The 15,341-nt window shown below is 58.3% G+C and carries 19 protein-coding genes; 2 read left to right on the plus strand and 17 right to left on the minus strand.

Annotated features, from left to right (window positions below):
• Nucleotides 1-20 precede the first annotated feature (20 nt).
• The 6 genes from HF327_RS11810 to HF327_RS11835 form a co-directional block, all read right to left on the minus strand.
• Nucleotides 21-500 (minus strand): hypothetical protein, encoded by a 480-nt coding sequence (locus tag HF327_RS11810; RefSeq protein WP_169108417.1) that lies wholly within the window; start codon nt 498-500, stop codon nt 21-23.
• A 64-nt stretch (nt 501-564) separates the two neighbouring features.
• Complete coding sequence (locus HF327_RS11815) at nt 565-1,854, minus strand: phage capsid family protein (RefSeq protein ID WP_169108418.1); 1,290 nt, start codon at nt 1,852-1,854, stop codon at nt 565-567.
• 14 nt (nt 1,855-1,868) lie between these two features.
• Entirely contained in the window at nt 1,869-2,915 is a 1,047-nt protein-coding gene (locus HF327_RS11820) for a hypothetical protein (protein ID WP_169108419.1), read from the minus strand.
• Nucleotides 2,916-3,146: 231 nt separating this feature from the next.
• Complete coding sequence (locus HF327_RS11825; protein WP_236024154.1) at nt 3,147-5,474, minus strand: portal protein; 2,328 nt, start codon at nt 5,472-5,474, stop codon at nt 3,147-3,149.
• Nucleotides 5,471-6,787: a PBSX family phage terminase large subunit gene (locus HF327_RS11830; protein ID WP_169108420.1), complete on the minus strand. Its 1,317-nt coding sequence runs from the start codon at nt 6,785-6,787 to the stop codon at nt 5,471-5,473. Before HF327_RS11830 ends, HF327_RS11825 begins: the two co-directional genes overlap by 4 nt.
• Nucleotides 6,784-7,512, minus strand: coding sequence for a hypothetical protein (locus HF327_RS11835; RefSeq protein ID WP_169108421.1), 729 nt, complete (start codon nt 7,510-7,512; stop codon nt 6,784-6,786). The genes HF327_RS11830 and HF327_RS11835 overlap by 4 nt, the downstream gene beginning before the upstream one ends.
• A gap of 278 nt (nt 7,513-7,790) precedes the next feature.
• Between HF327_RS11835 and HF327_RS11840 the strand changes: the two genes are divergently transcribed.
• On the plus strand, nt 7,791-8,048 hold the full coding sequence (locus HF327_RS11840; protein ID WP_169108422.1) for a hypothetical protein: 258 nt from the start codon (nt 7,791-7,793) through the stop codon (nt 8,046-8,048).
• 54 nt (nt 8,049-8,102) lie between these two features.
• Here HF327_RS11840 and HF327_RS11845 read toward each other — a convergent pair whose 3' ends face one another.
• The 11 genes from HF327_RS11845 to HF327_RS11895 all read right to left on the minus strand — a co-directional run bounded on the left by HF327_RS11845 (nt 8,103) and on the right by HF327_RS11895 (nt 14,161).
• The gene (locus HF327_RS11845; RefSeq protein WP_169108339.1) at nt 8,103-8,660 is read right to left on the minus strand and encodes a hypothetical protein; all 558 of its coding nucleotides are present in this window, start codon (nt 8,658-8,660) and stop codon (nt 8,103-8,105) included.
• A 24-nt stretch (nt 8,661-8,684) separates the two neighbouring features.
• A complete protein-coding gene (locus HF327_RS11850) occupies nt 8,685-9,278 on the minus strand; it encodes a hypothetical protein (protein ID WP_169108423.1) in 594 nt (197 codons plus the stop codon).
• A 277-nt stretch (nt 9,279-9,555) separates the two neighbouring features.
• Nucleotides 9,556-9,882, minus strand: a complete 327-nt coding sequence (locus tag HF327_RS11855; protein ID WP_169108424.1) for a hypothetical protein — start codon at nt 9,880-9,882, stop codon at nt 9,556-9,558.
• Nucleotides 9,876-10,130: a hypothetical protein gene (locus HF327_RS11860; RefSeq protein ID WP_169108425.1), complete on the minus strand. Its 255-nt coding sequence runs from the start codon at nt 10,128-10,130 to the stop codon at nt 9,876-9,878. The genes HF327_RS11855 and HF327_RS11860 overlap by 7 nt, the downstream gene beginning before the upstream one ends.
• Nucleotides 10,127-10,621 carry a DUF1064 domain-containing protein gene (locus HF327_RS11865; protein ID WP_169108426.1) on the minus strand — a complete coding sequence of 165 codons (495 nt, stop codon included), beginning with the start codon at nt 10,619-10,621 and terminating at the stop codon, nt 10,127-10,129. Before HF327_RS11865 ends, HF327_RS11860 begins: the two co-directional genes overlap by 4 nt.
• Complete coding sequence (locus HF327_RS11870) at nt 10,618-11,502, minus strand: hypothetical protein (RefSeq protein WP_169108427.1); 885 nt, start codon at nt 11,500-11,502, stop codon at nt 10,618-10,620. Before HF327_RS11870 ends, HF327_RS11865 begins: the two co-directional genes overlap by 4 nt.
• Nucleotides 11,492-12,466: a hypothetical protein gene (locus HF327_RS11875; RefSeq protein WP_198460478.1), complete on the minus strand. Its 975-nt coding sequence runs from the start codon at nt 12,464-12,466 to the stop codon at nt 11,492-11,494. The genes HF327_RS11870 and HF327_RS11875 overlap by 11 nt, the downstream gene beginning before the upstream one ends.
• Nucleotides 12,463-13,194: a phage antirepressor KilAC domain-containing protein gene (locus HF327_RS11880; protein ID WP_169108428.1), complete on the minus strand. Its 732-nt coding sequence runs from the start codon at nt 13,192-13,194 to the stop codon at nt 12,463-12,465. The genes HF327_RS11875 and HF327_RS11880 overlap by 4 nt, the downstream gene beginning before the upstream one ends.
• A complete protein-coding gene (locus HF327_RS11885) occupies nt 13,184-13,585 on the minus strand; it encodes a hypothetical protein (RefSeq protein ID WP_169108429.1) in 402 nt (133 codons plus the stop codon). Before HF327_RS11885 ends, HF327_RS11880 begins: the two co-directional genes overlap by 11 nt.
• Entirely contained in the window at nt 13,582-13,911 is a 330-nt protein-coding gene (locus HF327_RS11890; RefSeq protein WP_169108430.1) for a hypothetical protein, read from the minus strand. The genes HF327_RS11885 and HF327_RS11890 overlap by 4 nt, the downstream gene beginning before the upstream one ends.
• The gene (locus HF327_RS11895; RefSeq protein ID WP_169108431.1) at nt 13,904-14,161 is read right to left on the minus strand and encodes a transcriptional regulator; all 258 of its coding nucleotides are present in this window, start codon (nt 14,159-14,161) and stop codon (nt 13,904-13,906) included. Before HF327_RS11895 ends, HF327_RS11890 begins: the two co-directional genes overlap by 8 nt.
• Nucleotides 14,162-14,245: 84 nt before the next feature.
• Between HF327_RS11895 and HF327_RS11900 the strand changes: the two genes are divergently transcribed.
• On the plus strand, nt 14,246-14,944 hold the full coding sequence (locus HF327_RS11900; protein ID WP_236024155.1) for a S24 family peptidase: 699 nt from the start codon (nt 14,246-14,248) through the stop codon (nt 14,942-14,944).
• The last annotated feature ends 397 nt before the right edge of the window (nt 14,945-15,341 follow it).

The following is a 15,341-nucleotide window of genomic DNA, read 5'->3' on the forward strand; positions in this document are numbered from 1 at the left end:
CTCGCTCCTGGTGATGGCACTTAGTCAGCGCCCAGGTGCTCACCATTGATCACCACATCCACATAAGCGGCCTTGGCCACTGCCGCGCCCGTGATGGTCAGCACCACAGCGACGCCGGCGGGCAGCTTGGCCAGCTTCTTGGTGAGGGGCAGGCGCAGATTGGCAGCCGCTGACAGATCGATCGCGCTGCCGAAGTAGGCCGGGCTCTGGGGCAACGCCGGGCGATCAACGCCGTCCAGATATTCAAAGCCCAGTGAGGCTTGCACGCCCGCGCCAAAGCCGGTGGACACGATGAGCTTGACCTCATCGACCAGAAAGCCGGGCTGCAAGGTATTGATGCGCACCACATCGTTGATCGCCAATGCGGCCACCGCATCAGAGCCAATAGCCTGGCCATTGGCGGCAGTAGCCAGGACGCTGCGAATGGTCGTGGTATTGCCATAAGGGCGCGCGCCGCCGAACTGATTGCGGGATGCACCAAGGATGGTGATTTTTGCCATGATTGACTCCTGAAGGTTAAAACAAGACAGATGCAGAGGGGGGATCGCTCCCCTCTGCCCTGGCTTAGATGGTCTTGCCGAAGATGGGCACTACCGTGTCAAGCACAGCAATGCCGTGGTCGGTGAACTCCACCTTGTCGTCACCCGTATTCACCGCAAAGCGAATCTTGGAGGCACCCAAAATCGCGCCAATCAGGGCTTCCATCTTGTCGTCGAAGTCGTCGTCCTGCTCCTTCCAGAAGTAAGGCAGGCCGTTGTGACGGCTCTTGGCATAGCCCTTGGCCAGTGCCTGGCCGCCCAGCAAGATGGAGCGATCCACCGCGAACTTGTCACCAAACGACGCGGGCACCAGCGCGCTGGACTCGGCTTCACTGTCGAACTGATCGCAATACATGATCTTGTCGCCAGCAAAGAAACGAATGGGCTTGGGCATCTTCACCACCAGGGTGTTGGACCAGAAGGCCGATTCGGGGCTGCGGAACAAGGGATGATCCTTGGCATTGCGCGCACGGGCCAGAGCCTGCGCTTGATATGCACGGAAATTGGGATCAGTTGCAAAAGCCGTGTATTGCGATGTGGAGACCAGCAGCACCCGGAAAGGACTGTCCTTGGCCATCTCGTCGCCCTCGAACTCCACGGCAGGCGGCGGCATCACCATCTGCTCCAAGTAGCTGCTGAGTGCATCCACGTTGGGCATCTTCATGATGTCGCCCGTGGTCAGATCCACCTCACCGGCATTGGCCTTGAAGCGTTGCAGCGAATCACCTTCAATGATGAAGTGGCGGTTCTTGGTGGGAGCCTTAACGCGGTTGACGACCACCTTGCCAAAGCGCGGATCTGCTGCCAGAGGAATGCGCCAAGTATGGTCGTTCATGAAACCGCGCGCCCCCGCCATGTGCACCAGAGACATTTGGTCTTCATAGTCGTCCATGGCGCGCTGCAGCAGTGGCTTGGCCAGTCGATAAATATCGACAGGGCTGCGAACTTCATCCATGACCGCGCCCAGATCCAGAGGAAAACGCGCCTGATTCACACGCAAGCGATCCTCGGACAGAGAGACGCCTTCACCGCGCCCGGCTGCATATTCGCTACCCATGATGGGGATGCCGCCCACCGGGTTTACGAAGTTCATTTTCAGCTCATCACCACGGCCCTTGCCCAGATCCATAGTCTGGACGATGGGCATGGTGTTGCTGGATTGGTTGTTTAGCGCGCTGGCGGTGGCCTCGATTTTCGGGAACTTGCCCGTCAAACGATTGATATTGGAATGGCGCTTCTGGGTTGCCGAAAACACCCCCATGGCCTGCTGTACCAGCTTCTGCTGGTCTTCTGCGGACGTGCTGGTTTTGCTCATATCAGCCTCAATTCTTAAGATTTGCGTCGGATGAAGGAATCGACCGCATCTGGCGACATGTCGTTGAATGCGTTGAAAAGATCGACTCCGCTCAGCGAATCCAGACGTTCCTGCATGGTTTGAGCGCCGCCTCGGCCACCCGGAATATCCGAGAGGCTGCTCGGGGCTGGCAACTGCAGAGAATCGACTACCTTTTTGGCGGCCACGTCTGGCTTTCGCTCTGGCTGACTCTTTTGACCGGTGGCGGCCTTGTACTGATCGAGCAACTCAATCACCTGCTTTGCCGAGCCCTGATCGAGCACCATGCGAATGGGCTCCTGGGCATAGCTTGGCTGGCCCTTGATCCAGGTATCAAATTCCGCGCTCTCCGCAATGGAGCTCGCGTCAGCATGGGCCTTGGTAATCTGCTCGAAATGAGCTTGGGCAGAACTGCTTTGATGCTGCTGAAGGACCGGTGCCAGTTCTTGGCGCAGTTCAGTCAACAGCTCTTCGCGCAGCTCCTTTCGCATCTCGGATCGACCCAGGGAATTGAGCTTTTGAATGCCCTCCGCCATGGCTTGTTCAGAGAAATCACCAAACAAGGAAGCGTCTACACCGCTGTTCACCGCCTCTTGGGCTATGTCCAGTAGCTTGTCACTTGTCGTGGCCTGTTGGCCGGATTCCTGTCTTGCCAGAGATTGCGCCTGCGCATCGGCCAAAGCCTGACGCGCTTGGGTAGCGTCATGCTCGGCAGCCTCCGCGCGCTGCTTCCACTCACGCTCACCATCTCGGTGTGCCTGAAACTTTTCAAAGGAAATGGTGTGAACACCATCTTTCGCCAGAACCCGCGTGTTGGCAGGATTCAGGTCGGTATCGCTGGGCACATCAGTGGCTTGTTCCACCGGTTCAGCCATTCCAGCAATGTCTTTTGCAGCATCAGTGGCGGTCGCTGGCGCGCCGCCTTCATCCCCGGAACTACCCGAGGTATCGCCATGCAGACCGGCATTGAGCATGTCGGTCAGTTGAGTGCTGTTCAGTACGCTGTCTTGGCTTTCAGAAGAGTCGTTGATTGATGTCGTCATGCTGTCCCACCACTTATCGCAGTAGCCGCAAAGGGCTGAGCACTCAGGCGCTATGGTTTAGATAGCTCCATCTGCTTTCATAACAACGGCTGTAGCCGCTGCACTTCGCCTCGGTTTGCACTGAAGGCTTAGAGAGAAGTGTTGTTGATGGGCTTGATCCGGGCAAACTCTAGTGGGGTGGAAACAGAAAAGCCGCCCCCTGGGGACGGCTCTGCCTGATGCCCTTAACGGTCAAGCCAGGTTGTCTTGCGTTGAAGGCGTTTCAATTCCCTGCATCCCTGTGTCCGCACTCTGAGGAATGGGCGGAAAGGTGGGGCTGGTGTTCTCGCGCACCTCTGACGCCGCGCCCGGCTCCAAGGCCGCGCCTCCCTGAAAAGGCACCGGTCCATCTGGCACAGGGCCAGCAGGGGAAGACTCCGGTGTCGGAAAGTTAGGATCGTCTCCGCCTGGTGTGGGCTTCTGGTAGCCGGCCGACTGCATGATGGCATCCGCGATTGGAGCGATCATCGGCATCTGCGCCACCTGCGCACCACCCTGCATGGCAGAGAAAGCGGCCTGCACGCCGGTCTGCACTGCCTGAGCCATGATCTGCTTGATCTGGGCTTCGGTCAGTCGCTCCTTGAGATCCAGCTCGCGCGCCTTCAATTCATGCCCGGCCTTGACCAAAGCCTCCTGCACCGCCTGCTGAACGCGCTTCTCAACTTGCTCCGGCGTCTCCTGTGAGCCCACTGCCCGCAAAGCCTCAACGATCTGCTTCTTGTAAGGCGTATCCATGAGAGCCACCATGTAGGGGAAGGCTGCCTGCTGGAACTGCGGCGGCATGGTCTTGATGACCTCTTGCATGGCATACAGCTGCTGCGAACGGTAACCGGCAGTGCTGGGCACCTCATCCAGCTGAACCTTGCAAAGGGTGCGCTGTACATCATTGGACAGGTAGCTATAGCCCTGAGGATCGGTTTCAAGCTGATTGAGCGAGATGGTCCGGTCTGGCAACACCGCATCGCCCTCGATGGGCACCTGCTTTGGCTTATCGCCCAGGCTCTTGATGATCATTGCGAGCAGCATTTCACCTATCAACGTGCGCGCCTTGCGAAAATTGCTCATCACAGTGCCAAGGCTTTGATTGGCCTGCTCAAGCTGTGTACGCTCCTGCAAGCCGCTTGTAGCGTTACCACGTTGACCAGTAAATGCGGCTGGCGCTGCAGACAACTGCTCAAACACCGAGCGGCAGTTGTTCATCAGCTGCAACTGCTGCTCACTGAGCTGAACATCGCGCTTGACTTCAAAGCGCGCGCCCTTCTTTTCCATGTGCTCCTGATCCAAGGTAATGTCAGCGTTGCGCCGACCGATCTGGCGCCGGAACTGGGCGTCTGTCATGGCCACCGCGCCCTTTGTTCTCTCGGTGCGGTATGCAGCCATACCCCAGCGCTGCAATGCGGTGCCACTGTTAAGGCTATCTTGCTGGTAGATCACACCACGCACATAGCCATACGGGACGCGGGTGCGGTCCTCGCGGAATCCCCAGAACATCACATAAGGGAAGTGGTCATGGGGATAAGGCGTTGGGCTGTCATGCAGCTTGTGCGGCCCTAGCCAGTAGCTGCGCCGCACTTTGGACACCACCGCACGAAATGGCTTGGAGCGCCCGGTCGCGATGCCGTAGTTGTGCGCCTGGTTCTCGCTGTCGTACTCCACCACCCGGCCATCCGGGGTTTCAAGCAAAGTAGCCTCGACCCAGCGGCGATACCAAAGTTCTGTCAGGCACAGCTGCTTGCTCACCCGGCTATACCAGCGCGCCTCCTCAATAGTGGAGCTTCGCCCCTCCAGCGAGGCATTTTGCAAGCCCGTGGATGCTCCGCCCTGACTGGAAAAACGACTGTTGAACCCTTCGTTCCACCACTGAGCGCCATGCCGGCCGCACTGCAAGATCAGCTCCCGGTGTTGAGGGAAAGCGCGCGCGATTCGATCCGGCAACAGCCATTTGTCGCGCTTGAAGTAGCGCGCATCCGACAGATCCCATTCCTGCGCCTGCCAGTCCCAGCGCACTTCATTACGGTGTACGGCTGCGCACTTGAAAGGGAACTTGGTCGGATCGCTCTCAAACTTGACCTCTACACAGCCCAGACCCACCCCGACCTGGGGGCGAAAGGCGTCTGAGCATGCGTCGTCTGCTTTGGACTTTCGCTCTGCCTGGTTCAGCTCTTCATTGAGCGCCTGAGCCACATCATCTGAACTCTCTTGCCCGCTATTGGCCGACACACGCCAATCGGTACGCGTGGTGGTCTCATAGCCTTGCAAGGCCAGCAGCATGGGGCCGATACGGTCCTCGATAGCTGGTGGGATGCCCTGCTCTTTCATCGCTGCCAGCAACTCGGTATCGAGCTGATTGCCATCGGCATAGTCCATTTCCTTGTCCGCGGTCGCGCGCCATCCCGGCTCCTCGTCCATCTCCCTCAGCCACTGAGTGAATTCCTCTTGGGTAACCTCCAGCGTTTCAGGAGACTCTGTGCCAATCTCTTGGTCTGCTTCAGCAGTATCGGATTCATAGGTATTGTTCAATTGAGCCTCCAGTCGGATTCATCTGGTTCTTCATAGTCGTCGCCCGCGTTTGGAATGCCCGCCATCTGGGGCACCCAAAGGGACACATAGCGCATGCAATCAGCGCCATGGCTGAATTCGTCGTGTAGCGGCTCCATGGGCTCATTGGTGACGGCGTGAATGCGCCGTTGGTAGCGCTTAAGGCATTCCAGCAGTCGAGCGGTCTTGGTCAGATCAAAGTAGCAGCGCGGCATCAGCATGCGCACCTGCTTGATGCCCTCCTCCACATCCGTTGCCCGCTCCTGCGACCTAACGGATCTGCGCCCCAGTTCGCGCAACACCTGCTCAGAACTTTTGCCGGTCTGGATGTTTTTGGTCTTGCCGTCATGCGGCAGATAGTCCGTGCCCCAACGGAAGGGGAGCTTCTCCAGCTTGGCCACGTACCACTCCAGCGTGCGGTGGCTGTCCTCGATGTAGCCGATGATTCGCACGTCTTGAGGGCCGCGCTGCACCAGGGCAATGCTCATGGCATCGTTCCACCCCAGATCCCAGACCGTGTGCACCGGTAGCGTTGGGTCATAGGGAACGTCGCGCGCCCGGTGGTCTAGGTACAGCGACTCCATTTCATGGCGGTAGATCGCGCCGGCTGCCACGCGCCGCGCCTTACCTTCCCAGATATGGGCGTAATCGTCGGCCAGCATGGTGCGCTTGGCCTTGCGCCGCTCGTCATCCAGCACGCGCGGAAACCAGGGGTTGTCGCGCCAGTTGATCTCGACTACCCAGGTATCCGGGCTGGGTGTGGCAATGAAGCGCTGGTAGGTTTCATCCGTCTCCATGTCCGGGTTGAGGGTCAGCCATATCTCGCTGCCCTCTTTGCGAATCGTGGGTATCAGGGTGTCCCAGCTCTTCTTGGTCACGCCGTGGGCTTCTTCTACCCACACGATGTCGCAGCCCTCAAAGGACTTGATGGAGTCCACGGTGTGGCTCTGCAGCCCCGAAAACAGGAACAGCGAGCCATTGATGCCGCGCACCTCGGTTTCCAGCACCTCGAAGAAGGCATGCAGGTTCAGCCGCGCAATCACATCCTTGAGCAACTGGTGCACCGACTGCTTGATGGACTTCTGGATTTCGCGGGTGCACAGCACGCGCAAGGGGCGGCTGGATGCCATCACCAGCAGCACGGCCGCCACGGTCCACGACTTGCCGCCGCCGCGCCCGCCATGCATGACCTTGTAGCGCTTGGGCTCCCAGATGCCGGCTAGCTTCTCGGGGATGGCCAGCACCGGCACCTTAGGCATGCCTTGCGCTGTAGAAGGGACAGGAGCGAGCTTCATTCCTGCTCGTCCTCGTCTGGCTCATACACCGGCGCTTTCACATGCACGATCTGGATGGCGGGCGGCACATAGCCCACAGTGCCTGGTGCGGGCTCGTCCTTTTCCTTGTCATCCATGCCAAAGGCCGTGCGCTCCATATCCACCAGCATGCGCAGACTCTCCGAAAGCGTCTTCATGGTCTTGGAGCGCTCAGGCAGGCTGATGACCTTGTGGTACAGGTCGTTGAGCCGATCAATCCCGTTCTCATCGGGGTTGCGCATGTTCTCGCCCAGCTCCTCCAGCAGGGCTACGGTATCGGCATCTGCCTGCTGCTCCAGTTCGTCCAGCAGCGCGTTGGTGATGCGCCGGGCGCGGTGAATGTCGCGGCGGTGGGCCAGGCGCACATCGGCAATGGCCTGTGCATTGGCATCGACTACGGCCCGCTCTGCAGCTCTGGATTCCTTGGATACCTCGCTGGATACTGCCGCTTTGGATACCAACGCATCCGCCTTGCGCTGGATTTTGTCGGACAGATCACGCTCCCATCCATCGCGTTTTGCTCTTTTGTTGATAGCACCATGCGTAATGCCGTTCTCATCTGCGATCTGGCGTAGCGTCTTCACACCCGCACGGTAATCTAGCTCGATGCGCTCCCAATCCGCAGGCGCGGCTTTGCCAGCGGTGCTTGGTGAGGCCGCTGGCTGGGTACGTTTTGGGGGTTTGGATACTGCCTCTTTAGATGCCATACCCCAGATGCTGCGGGGCATAGCCTATGGTGTCGAACCCTAGCCGGGTTAACTAAAGCTAGACAATGTGTGCCGATGACGACCATGAGCAACCACTCATGGAACCGCGAATCTGGAAACCGCCTTCAATGCCTTGCTTCACATCAATAAATCACCCACTTTTAATAGCGACTCCAGCCACAATATCTTTCGAGCTGATTGCAAATAATGCGTTCAGCTCTGATAAACAAAGTGCAGGCAACACTTAATTCGTCCTGCTTTAATAAATGGAGAAATTTTTGAAAACAGATAACCAACTGACAGTTAGCACATTGCGTGAGGGTCTCGAATCCCTTGGAGCAGGGGAAATGGCCGATGCAGTGATTGCGGGCTATCTCTTAAAGAGACTGAAAGATATAACAGAAGCAAGCAGCAAGGAACAAGCTGCAGCTGAGCTTGAGAAATTCAGTAACGAGTTGAAGGCTGACGAGAAAACTGCTGAACTCGCAAAGATCGCAGATTTCTTCTTACTCTGTATGGCATTGAATAAGGAGTAATCCTTTTTGCGTGCGCAATTACTGCGCACGCACTTAATCTACTGGAGCGTGCCCCTACTGGATCAATTCAAGACTCTGCTGAGCCACATTCCCTGATTGGGATGCCTTCAGAGCCTTATAGCGTCTGTCCACTTCCTTCAGTTGCTGCGCCATCTCCACCATCCGCGTCTCCATTTCCTGCACACGCTCCAGCGCAGAAGCCTCCAGCGCCTTACCTGCCAGCATGGGCGCCAGCTGACGCGCCTCAGCAGGTACCAAGGTCATCACCTCGTCGCCCTTCTCAATCTTGTAGATGCCGTTGGGCATGACCGTGCATGAGACTGCTTGCGCGGCCACATGCTGGTGCATTGGCCGGTAGCACTGCTTCTGTGGGCTGATCATGCCCTCGCCTCGTAGCACCTTGATGCGATCATCCACTGTGGTGGGCTTCAAGCCTGTCATGGCAACGATGCGCTCGCGCGTTGGCTCCCCGCCAGCGTCGTTGATCTGCCTGATTGCCTCAAACACCAGCATGAGCGTAGGCGTTTCCTCCGTAGTCCCCAGATCCACGCCTCCATCGCGGGCGCGGTGTGTTGATATTCCAGAGGTTCGCTGTGCTTGTGTCGAATTCATTGATGCTCCAGGGTTCTCGGTTCTTTATGCTGCTCGCGCCCACAAGGGCACCCTCTTGGGCCAGAGCCCTGCTTTCAAAATCTGATCGCGTGTAAAGCGGCCGGCTTCAATGCCGTACTCACGGTGGGCCTCACGCCCTCCGCTCTCCAGTAGTCGGTATTGGTCATAGGCCACATGGCAGCCCTCAATGCCTGGACGGCTGCAGCACAGTGGAAAGCCCGTGCGGTCGTCCGTCTTGAGGTTCAAGCCCTTCCCCAAATTCAGGTGGGCGTGTTGGCTATAGCCGCTGATGCCGCACCACAGGCAAGGCAGCTGGGCCACTAGGCGGCGGTAGGGCTCGCTTTCGACCGCGTTCTCCTTGGCGATCACGATGCCCATGACTCCTGCGTCCTGAACCATCCCCACGTTGCTGGGGACCAGGCTGGCCGTTGCCTTGGCGCTCTCCATCTGGCGCGCTGCTCTCTCGGCAAGGCGCTGCTCGCGGCTATCAGCCTGGCCGGGTTCGTAGTGGTGTCCTTCGTCCTGCTCGTGCTCCTCAGCACAGCGCCCAGCGCCAGCCCAGTTACCGCGAGACTTGAAGCCCTTGCCGGGGTTCATGGGGGTGCGGCGCATCAGCATGAGCCAGCTCCTACGACACAAAACCGTGACGCGCGAAGTCGCGCTATGGCGCCACGAACCAAAGTGCTATTGCACCGTTTCATACGGCGCTGTCGAATCAAGTCCTTAACAAGCCACTTCCATGAGAGCTCTGAAATCGGGGCTTCATTCAGCAATGAATCCAGCACCCAATTGCGGCTAACGCGCCAGGTCGGTGACAGTGTGCTCACGCTCAGCATCACGGATCTCAAAAATGCTCTGTCCACGTCAGCATGTGCTAATTTCTGCTGGTAGTCGTTCATGTTCGCGCCCTCCGGTCCAGGCGCAGGAACTTGCGCAGCTCCTGCATGTTTTGATGGGATGCGGGTTTAACGGGTGAGCGCACCGGGTCAGAGGTCCGTGATTGGGGCGCAATGTCTCGGATGGGGATGAAGCGAACATCGGCTACGGTGGCCAGCAATCCACACTGGTTGAAGGTGAGGTCAGCCTCATGCACTTGCATGACTTCGTAGCTTTTCGCGCCTTCTGCATCCACGCCGGTGGTGTAGATGCAGATGCGCCCCAGCTCCTGCTCCAGGTGCTGCAGTGTGTTGGGGTGAATAATCATCGTGTAGGGCTTCACCATGCTCGCCCCCAGTCTTCAACTTGCACCAGATAGCCGTGGTCATCCATCACATACACCAGACGAGAGCCAACCTCCATGTCGATGCAGCAGCGGTTTTGCATGCTCTGGGTCTTCAGGTAGCGGCCATCGGGCAAGCGCTCCAGCTCAGGCTTGATCAGGCGGGTAATCGTTGAGCCAAGGGACTGCTTGCGCTGGCCTGCCAGGGGCACGGTCTTGCCAAAAAAGGCGGGGTTGAGTGCTTTGGTCACTTGGTGAGCCTCACTTCCAAGCCCAGCAGGGCTTTCATCAAGTGGCGCTTGAGCTTGAACTCGGGCGTGAGCACACCCTTCACGTCCTCGATAACATCCACGCCCTTTTCCACATACACGAAGTCAGCGATGTAGCGAATGGCTGGCTTGGCGCGGTTAGCATCCGCAAACTTCACAGATGGCACCAGCTCATATGCCACCTGACGGCGCAGGTCGCTGATTTCTCCTATGCGCAGCTGCACGCACAGATACTCCCAACGGCGGGCCTCGGCGCGGCTGTCAAACTTCACGCCATCAGCCGTGGTCGTCTTCTTGTTGCCGTACTTGGCTACGTGAACGGCGTCAGGTCGCCCGGGTGTGGTTTGAACTTGAGGCGCTTGAGCTCGTCCTTGACGACTTGCCGCATTCCCAGCCACAGGCCGTGCCCATGTGTCACGGATGCCGCGCCCTGTGCCATAGCCTTTGGCGGCCAGTTCTCTTTCCAAGCTCATGCCGCACCACCTTGCTGATAAGACTGAACGGCCTGGGCTGCCAGGCGCTTGGCCTGCCCCAGCTTTATGCGCTCGAGTCGGGCTTGTGCTGCTGCACGCCGGGACTTCTTGCGATCCGCTGCTTTGACTCCGGCCTGAATCTCGCGGATCTTGGCAACCACGTTGGGTGCCATCAATGAGGAGGCCTGCTCAGGCAGTTGGCTGGCGCTGCTGGTCAGAAGGGGGACAAGGCCTGGGCCGCCCTTCTGAACCAGCTTGAAGGGACGCCCTTGCGCGTCGTAGCCAATGCGTGGGGCCGGGGCTGCCAGCGCAACCAATTGCCCGCCCACCGTGGCCGCTTGCGCAGGAGACAACACGGCCTGCGCCTGCTCCAGCGATAGCCTGCCCTCCTGATGGGCTTGCACCACCACCTGCAGGCGGCGATCAGCATCCCAACCCACGGCAATCCGGGGCTCTGGGCGCTTGAGGGTGTCGCGGGCCTGCAAGGTGATGCGCTCGTAAGCGTCCTTGAAAGCCATGCGCGCTCCCACCAAGTCACGGCCCTGAGCCATGCTGGATGCCGCCACCCAGGCCTGCTCAATCTCATCAGTCCAGACCACAGTTTCCTGCTCGTCACGAGAGCGCAGCGCCAGCGCCCAAGCCTCATTGACTCCCAAGCGGCCTTGCAATGCGTCGAGCTGGTCAAGGATGAGTTTGAGCGTCAGTCGGCCCGTGCACTCCATGCGGGTACGGCTCAAGGCGGTGCGCAACTGCTCCTTGGGGAAGGTGGAGAGGTCAGCGGCCATCAGGGCTGCAGCGTTCTCGCTCAGGGTCTGGCCCAATGCCTCGGCTGTAGCAGCCAGCTCGTTGGAGAGCCATACGATGCCGGCGTCATTCAGCATGGTCTGCTCCTTGCTGTACGGCAGCAGCGCGGCGGGCGGCCACGATAGCCATGGCCTTCTCGGCGGCACCCTGGGCTGTATTGGCGTTGCTGGCCGTGCGGTCGGTCTGGCGTGCACCCTCTGCCGTCACTGCCATGCCACTGGCCCACTGCGTGCGGTAGGCCTCGCATTGCGCCAGCAGGTCGCCAATGCCGTGGCAGCGGCGAACCACGAAAGCCTCAGACACCCGTTCGACAAAGAACCGGGCCACCTCCGGCGCTTCAGCACCCAGGCGCTTGACCAGGTTCACCACCGTGGCGTTGCCCTTCGCGTTGCGCACTGCCTCGGTTTCGTATCGGACGAAGTAGGCGTTGGCGTATGCCTCCCAGGTTTGGCGGCAAAGTGCGGCGAATGCCTCTTTGCGCTCTTCCGCATCAAGCCCAGCTTCAGAGGCTCCGGCGACGGCGGCGAGAGCCGTCGTGGAAGAAATATCTGCAGTAGTCTCTGCTGTAGTCTCTGTAGTAGTCTTTCTTAGTTTAGTTTGCGACTTTCCCGCAATCCTGTTTGCTGGATTCCCGCAATCTGGCGCGCCGGATTCCCGCGAGCCTGTTTGCTGGTTTTCCGCATCCTTGTTTGCGGGATTCCCGCAATCTTGTTTGCTGGCACTGCCCGAGGTCAGCAGTTGCTCCAGCTTTTCAAAGTTGACACGAAAGTACAGCTTGGCAGGAATGCCCTTGCGGTCCTCTTCCATCACCCCCAGCGTCAACAAACGCTTGCGGGCAGTCTCCTGCTCAGCACGGCGCAAGCCCGTTTCTTCTTCCCAATCCACCTGGGTTTTGAAGAACCAGCCCGTGTCATCACCGCTACGGCGTGACCAGTAAACAGCTTGGCTCAACAGCAAAGCGCCTGTGATGCCTGCGCCTAGTGCCACAAAGGCCCGTTGGAAGGCGATAGGACGGTCAAGATAGGTAGCGATAGTGCTCATGCCTGCACCCCGCTTTCCAGCGCCAGCGCGGCCTTGTGCTTGCCCCACAGGCCTGCAATCCACTCCACGCCCTTGGGGGTGAACTTGGCTTGGGCATAGGCATGCTCGTTGCGAGGTGCAGTGCCAGTCTTCACCTTGAAGCGGCCAGCAGCCAGATGCTCTGCATGGGGTGTCATCTTCCCGGCCAGGCGGTACATGATCTTTGCCCGCGCCAGGAATTCGCTGAATTCAAGCTCGTTGGCTCCCAGCAGCTTGCACACCTCGCGGAAACCTTTTTCACCGCTTGTGGCCGCGACGTAGCGATCCACAAATGCCACCTTGGGCGCGGCCAGCGCCAGCTGCTCCTGCTGGGCTTCAATCTGCTCGGCCTGCTCTGCAGCCAGGCGCAAAGCCTGGGCCATGGTCTGGGGCAGCTTTGGTGCCTGCTGGGCCTCTAGCTCCTGCCAGCGCTTCACCACCTTCATGCGCGCCACAGCGTCATAGCCCAGCAGCAGCGTCAGGCTGGTGTCCTTGTCCAGCAGATATTCGTCGTAGGTCTGGCCGTTCTGGGGGTGTATCCACTTTTGGATAGACCCACCAAACATCGCGCCCAGCTGTCCATGCATGGCACGCAAGTCGCGCATGACGTGGAAATGATCCTTGCCAGTCAGATCCGCAAGCTCGCGGCTGCTCATCGTGATGGAAAACACCCCATGCGAAGATTGATTCGCCAAAACTTCACTTCGCATAGGAGCCTCCATGAGCTTTCAACCAGTCGATACACGCCTGATCGAATTCACCTGCCCTCACTGCAGCCACCAATGCGGCTGCCTCCTGGGAGAGCTTCGGTCGAAGAAAGAGACTTTTTGTTCCGGGTGCTTGCGGGTCTTCGAGATAGACACCACATACCTGGATCGAGACATCGAGACGGCCATAACCAAGTTCGTCCGCCAGCTGCAAAGCCTTTGACAGAACTTCGATGTCTTCGTCTCGGTAAGCAATTTCAGGGGGGAGATTCAGCCAAACCTCTGCTCTGAGGCTTAACAAGCGATGACGAGGCATTTCTGCCTGCTCGGCTATCTCGTGGCTGCTCATCGTCAGCGGTACGGCCGCTGGTGCCATTGTCGAAGTCAGATTCATTGCTTGCGGTCCCCCAACAATTCGGGGGCCCCAAACGGACCTATGAGCTGCGTCATCGCGTCGATACGCTTGGCGTCATGGTTGATCTTCTCCAACACCATTTGCCGATACGTTTTGCCATGCACCAAGGCATAGATGCAGTCACGCAGCGCGCTGGCAGTGTCCTGACCACGCGCCGAACACTGCTGCAGCCACAGCTCGTAGGTGACTTCATCAATTTTGGTCTTGGCGTCGCAGGTCAGCTTACCCAAAGGGCCGGCAATGCCTCGCGCAAACAAAGGGGCGTCGTTCTCTGCGTGGGTTTCAAACTGGTTGTGCTCAGTCATTGCCAACCTCCCTGGTTGAGGTGGACGACTGGGCCAGCTCGGGCCAATAGACCTGCCAGTCATTTGGGCGGCAATCAATTCGGCTTACCGAACCATTGCTTGCGCGCTCAATTGCAGGGCAATAGTGAGCAGGGATTGACCGGTCGCCGCTGCACCAATCGGAGAGATCTGAGGCATGAGCACCGATCTTTCGCGCAAATGCAGACTTACCGCCCCGCTCTAATGTCTTGAGGTATTCCGATAGCTTCATTTGACAAATTTTAGCCTCAGGCTAATTCATGTCAATAGCCTAGTGCTCGTTGCCGCAATTAGCCAATTGCTAAATACTTAACTCATGCAACCCATTGACGTCACGCGCCGCGAAAACTTAGGTCGGCTTATAAAAGAAGCAGGCAGCCAAGCAGCACTCTCCGACGTGATAGGCAAAGCCCCCGCCCAGATCAGTCAGTGGCTCAATGCCTCCCTCAACTCAAAAACTGGCAAGCCTCGGGTAATGAGCAACGCCATCGCGAGGGAGATTGAAGCCAAAACAAATAAACCAGAAGGCTGGATGGATCAACCCTCCAGCCGCGATCAGTTGCGCACCCCTGGCGGATCCAACGCGGAATTCACCCCCCTTGCAGGCGTTCGTCGCGTCCCTGTTATCTCCTACATTCAAGCCGGAGTGTGGACAGAAATTGCAGGCGACTTCCAACCAAGCGATGCTCATGACTGGCTGATCACCAGCGACAAGCACTCCGGGGAAACGTTTGTGCTGACAATTCGTGGCAACTCCATGGAGCCCGACTTCAAAGAGGGAGATGCCGTAATCATCGACCCCTCCGTCAAGCCTCGGCCTGGCTCGTTTGTCGCCGCCAAGAACGGCCGCGAAGAAGCCACATTCAAAAAATACCGCCCACGCTCCATTGATGTGCTTGGCAATGAAGTGTTTGAACTTGTTCCCCTGAACGAGGACTACCCCACCATGCGCTCAGACGAGCAACCCATTGAGATCATCGGAACCATGGTGGAGCATCGCCGCTTCTTCAAATAAAACCACCTCCAATCACCATCAAGCCCGCTGCCGCGGGCTTTTTTTTCGCCTGTAGCTAACAGCTTGCAAAATTAATTTAGCTTTAGGCTATTGACACAAACATTAGCCTGAAGCTAAAGTTCATCCGTCGCAGCAATAAACCGCAGCGATGGGTGCCAAGTGATCGAGCCGCGCCCCTAGCCCTTTAACAACAGAGCTTGAGAACAGATTGGTTGAGGTGGTCGCTGAAAACGCGTAAGAAGTTCAGCGGGAAGCAGGACGGTTGCCCGCCCTGCCCCACTCGGTCACAGCATCAAAAGGAACACGACAAAACCTATTGCACGAATGCACTTGGCTACATCGATGTTGATGCTCACACGCACAGAAGTCTTCATTGGATTGCTCCGGTGAAGACCCG

This window comes from Comamonas suwonensis (assembly GCF_012844455.2).
Classification (GTDB): Bacteria; Pseudomonadota; Gammaproteobacteria; order Burkholderiales; family Burkholderiaceae_C; genus Comamonas; species Comamonas suwonensis.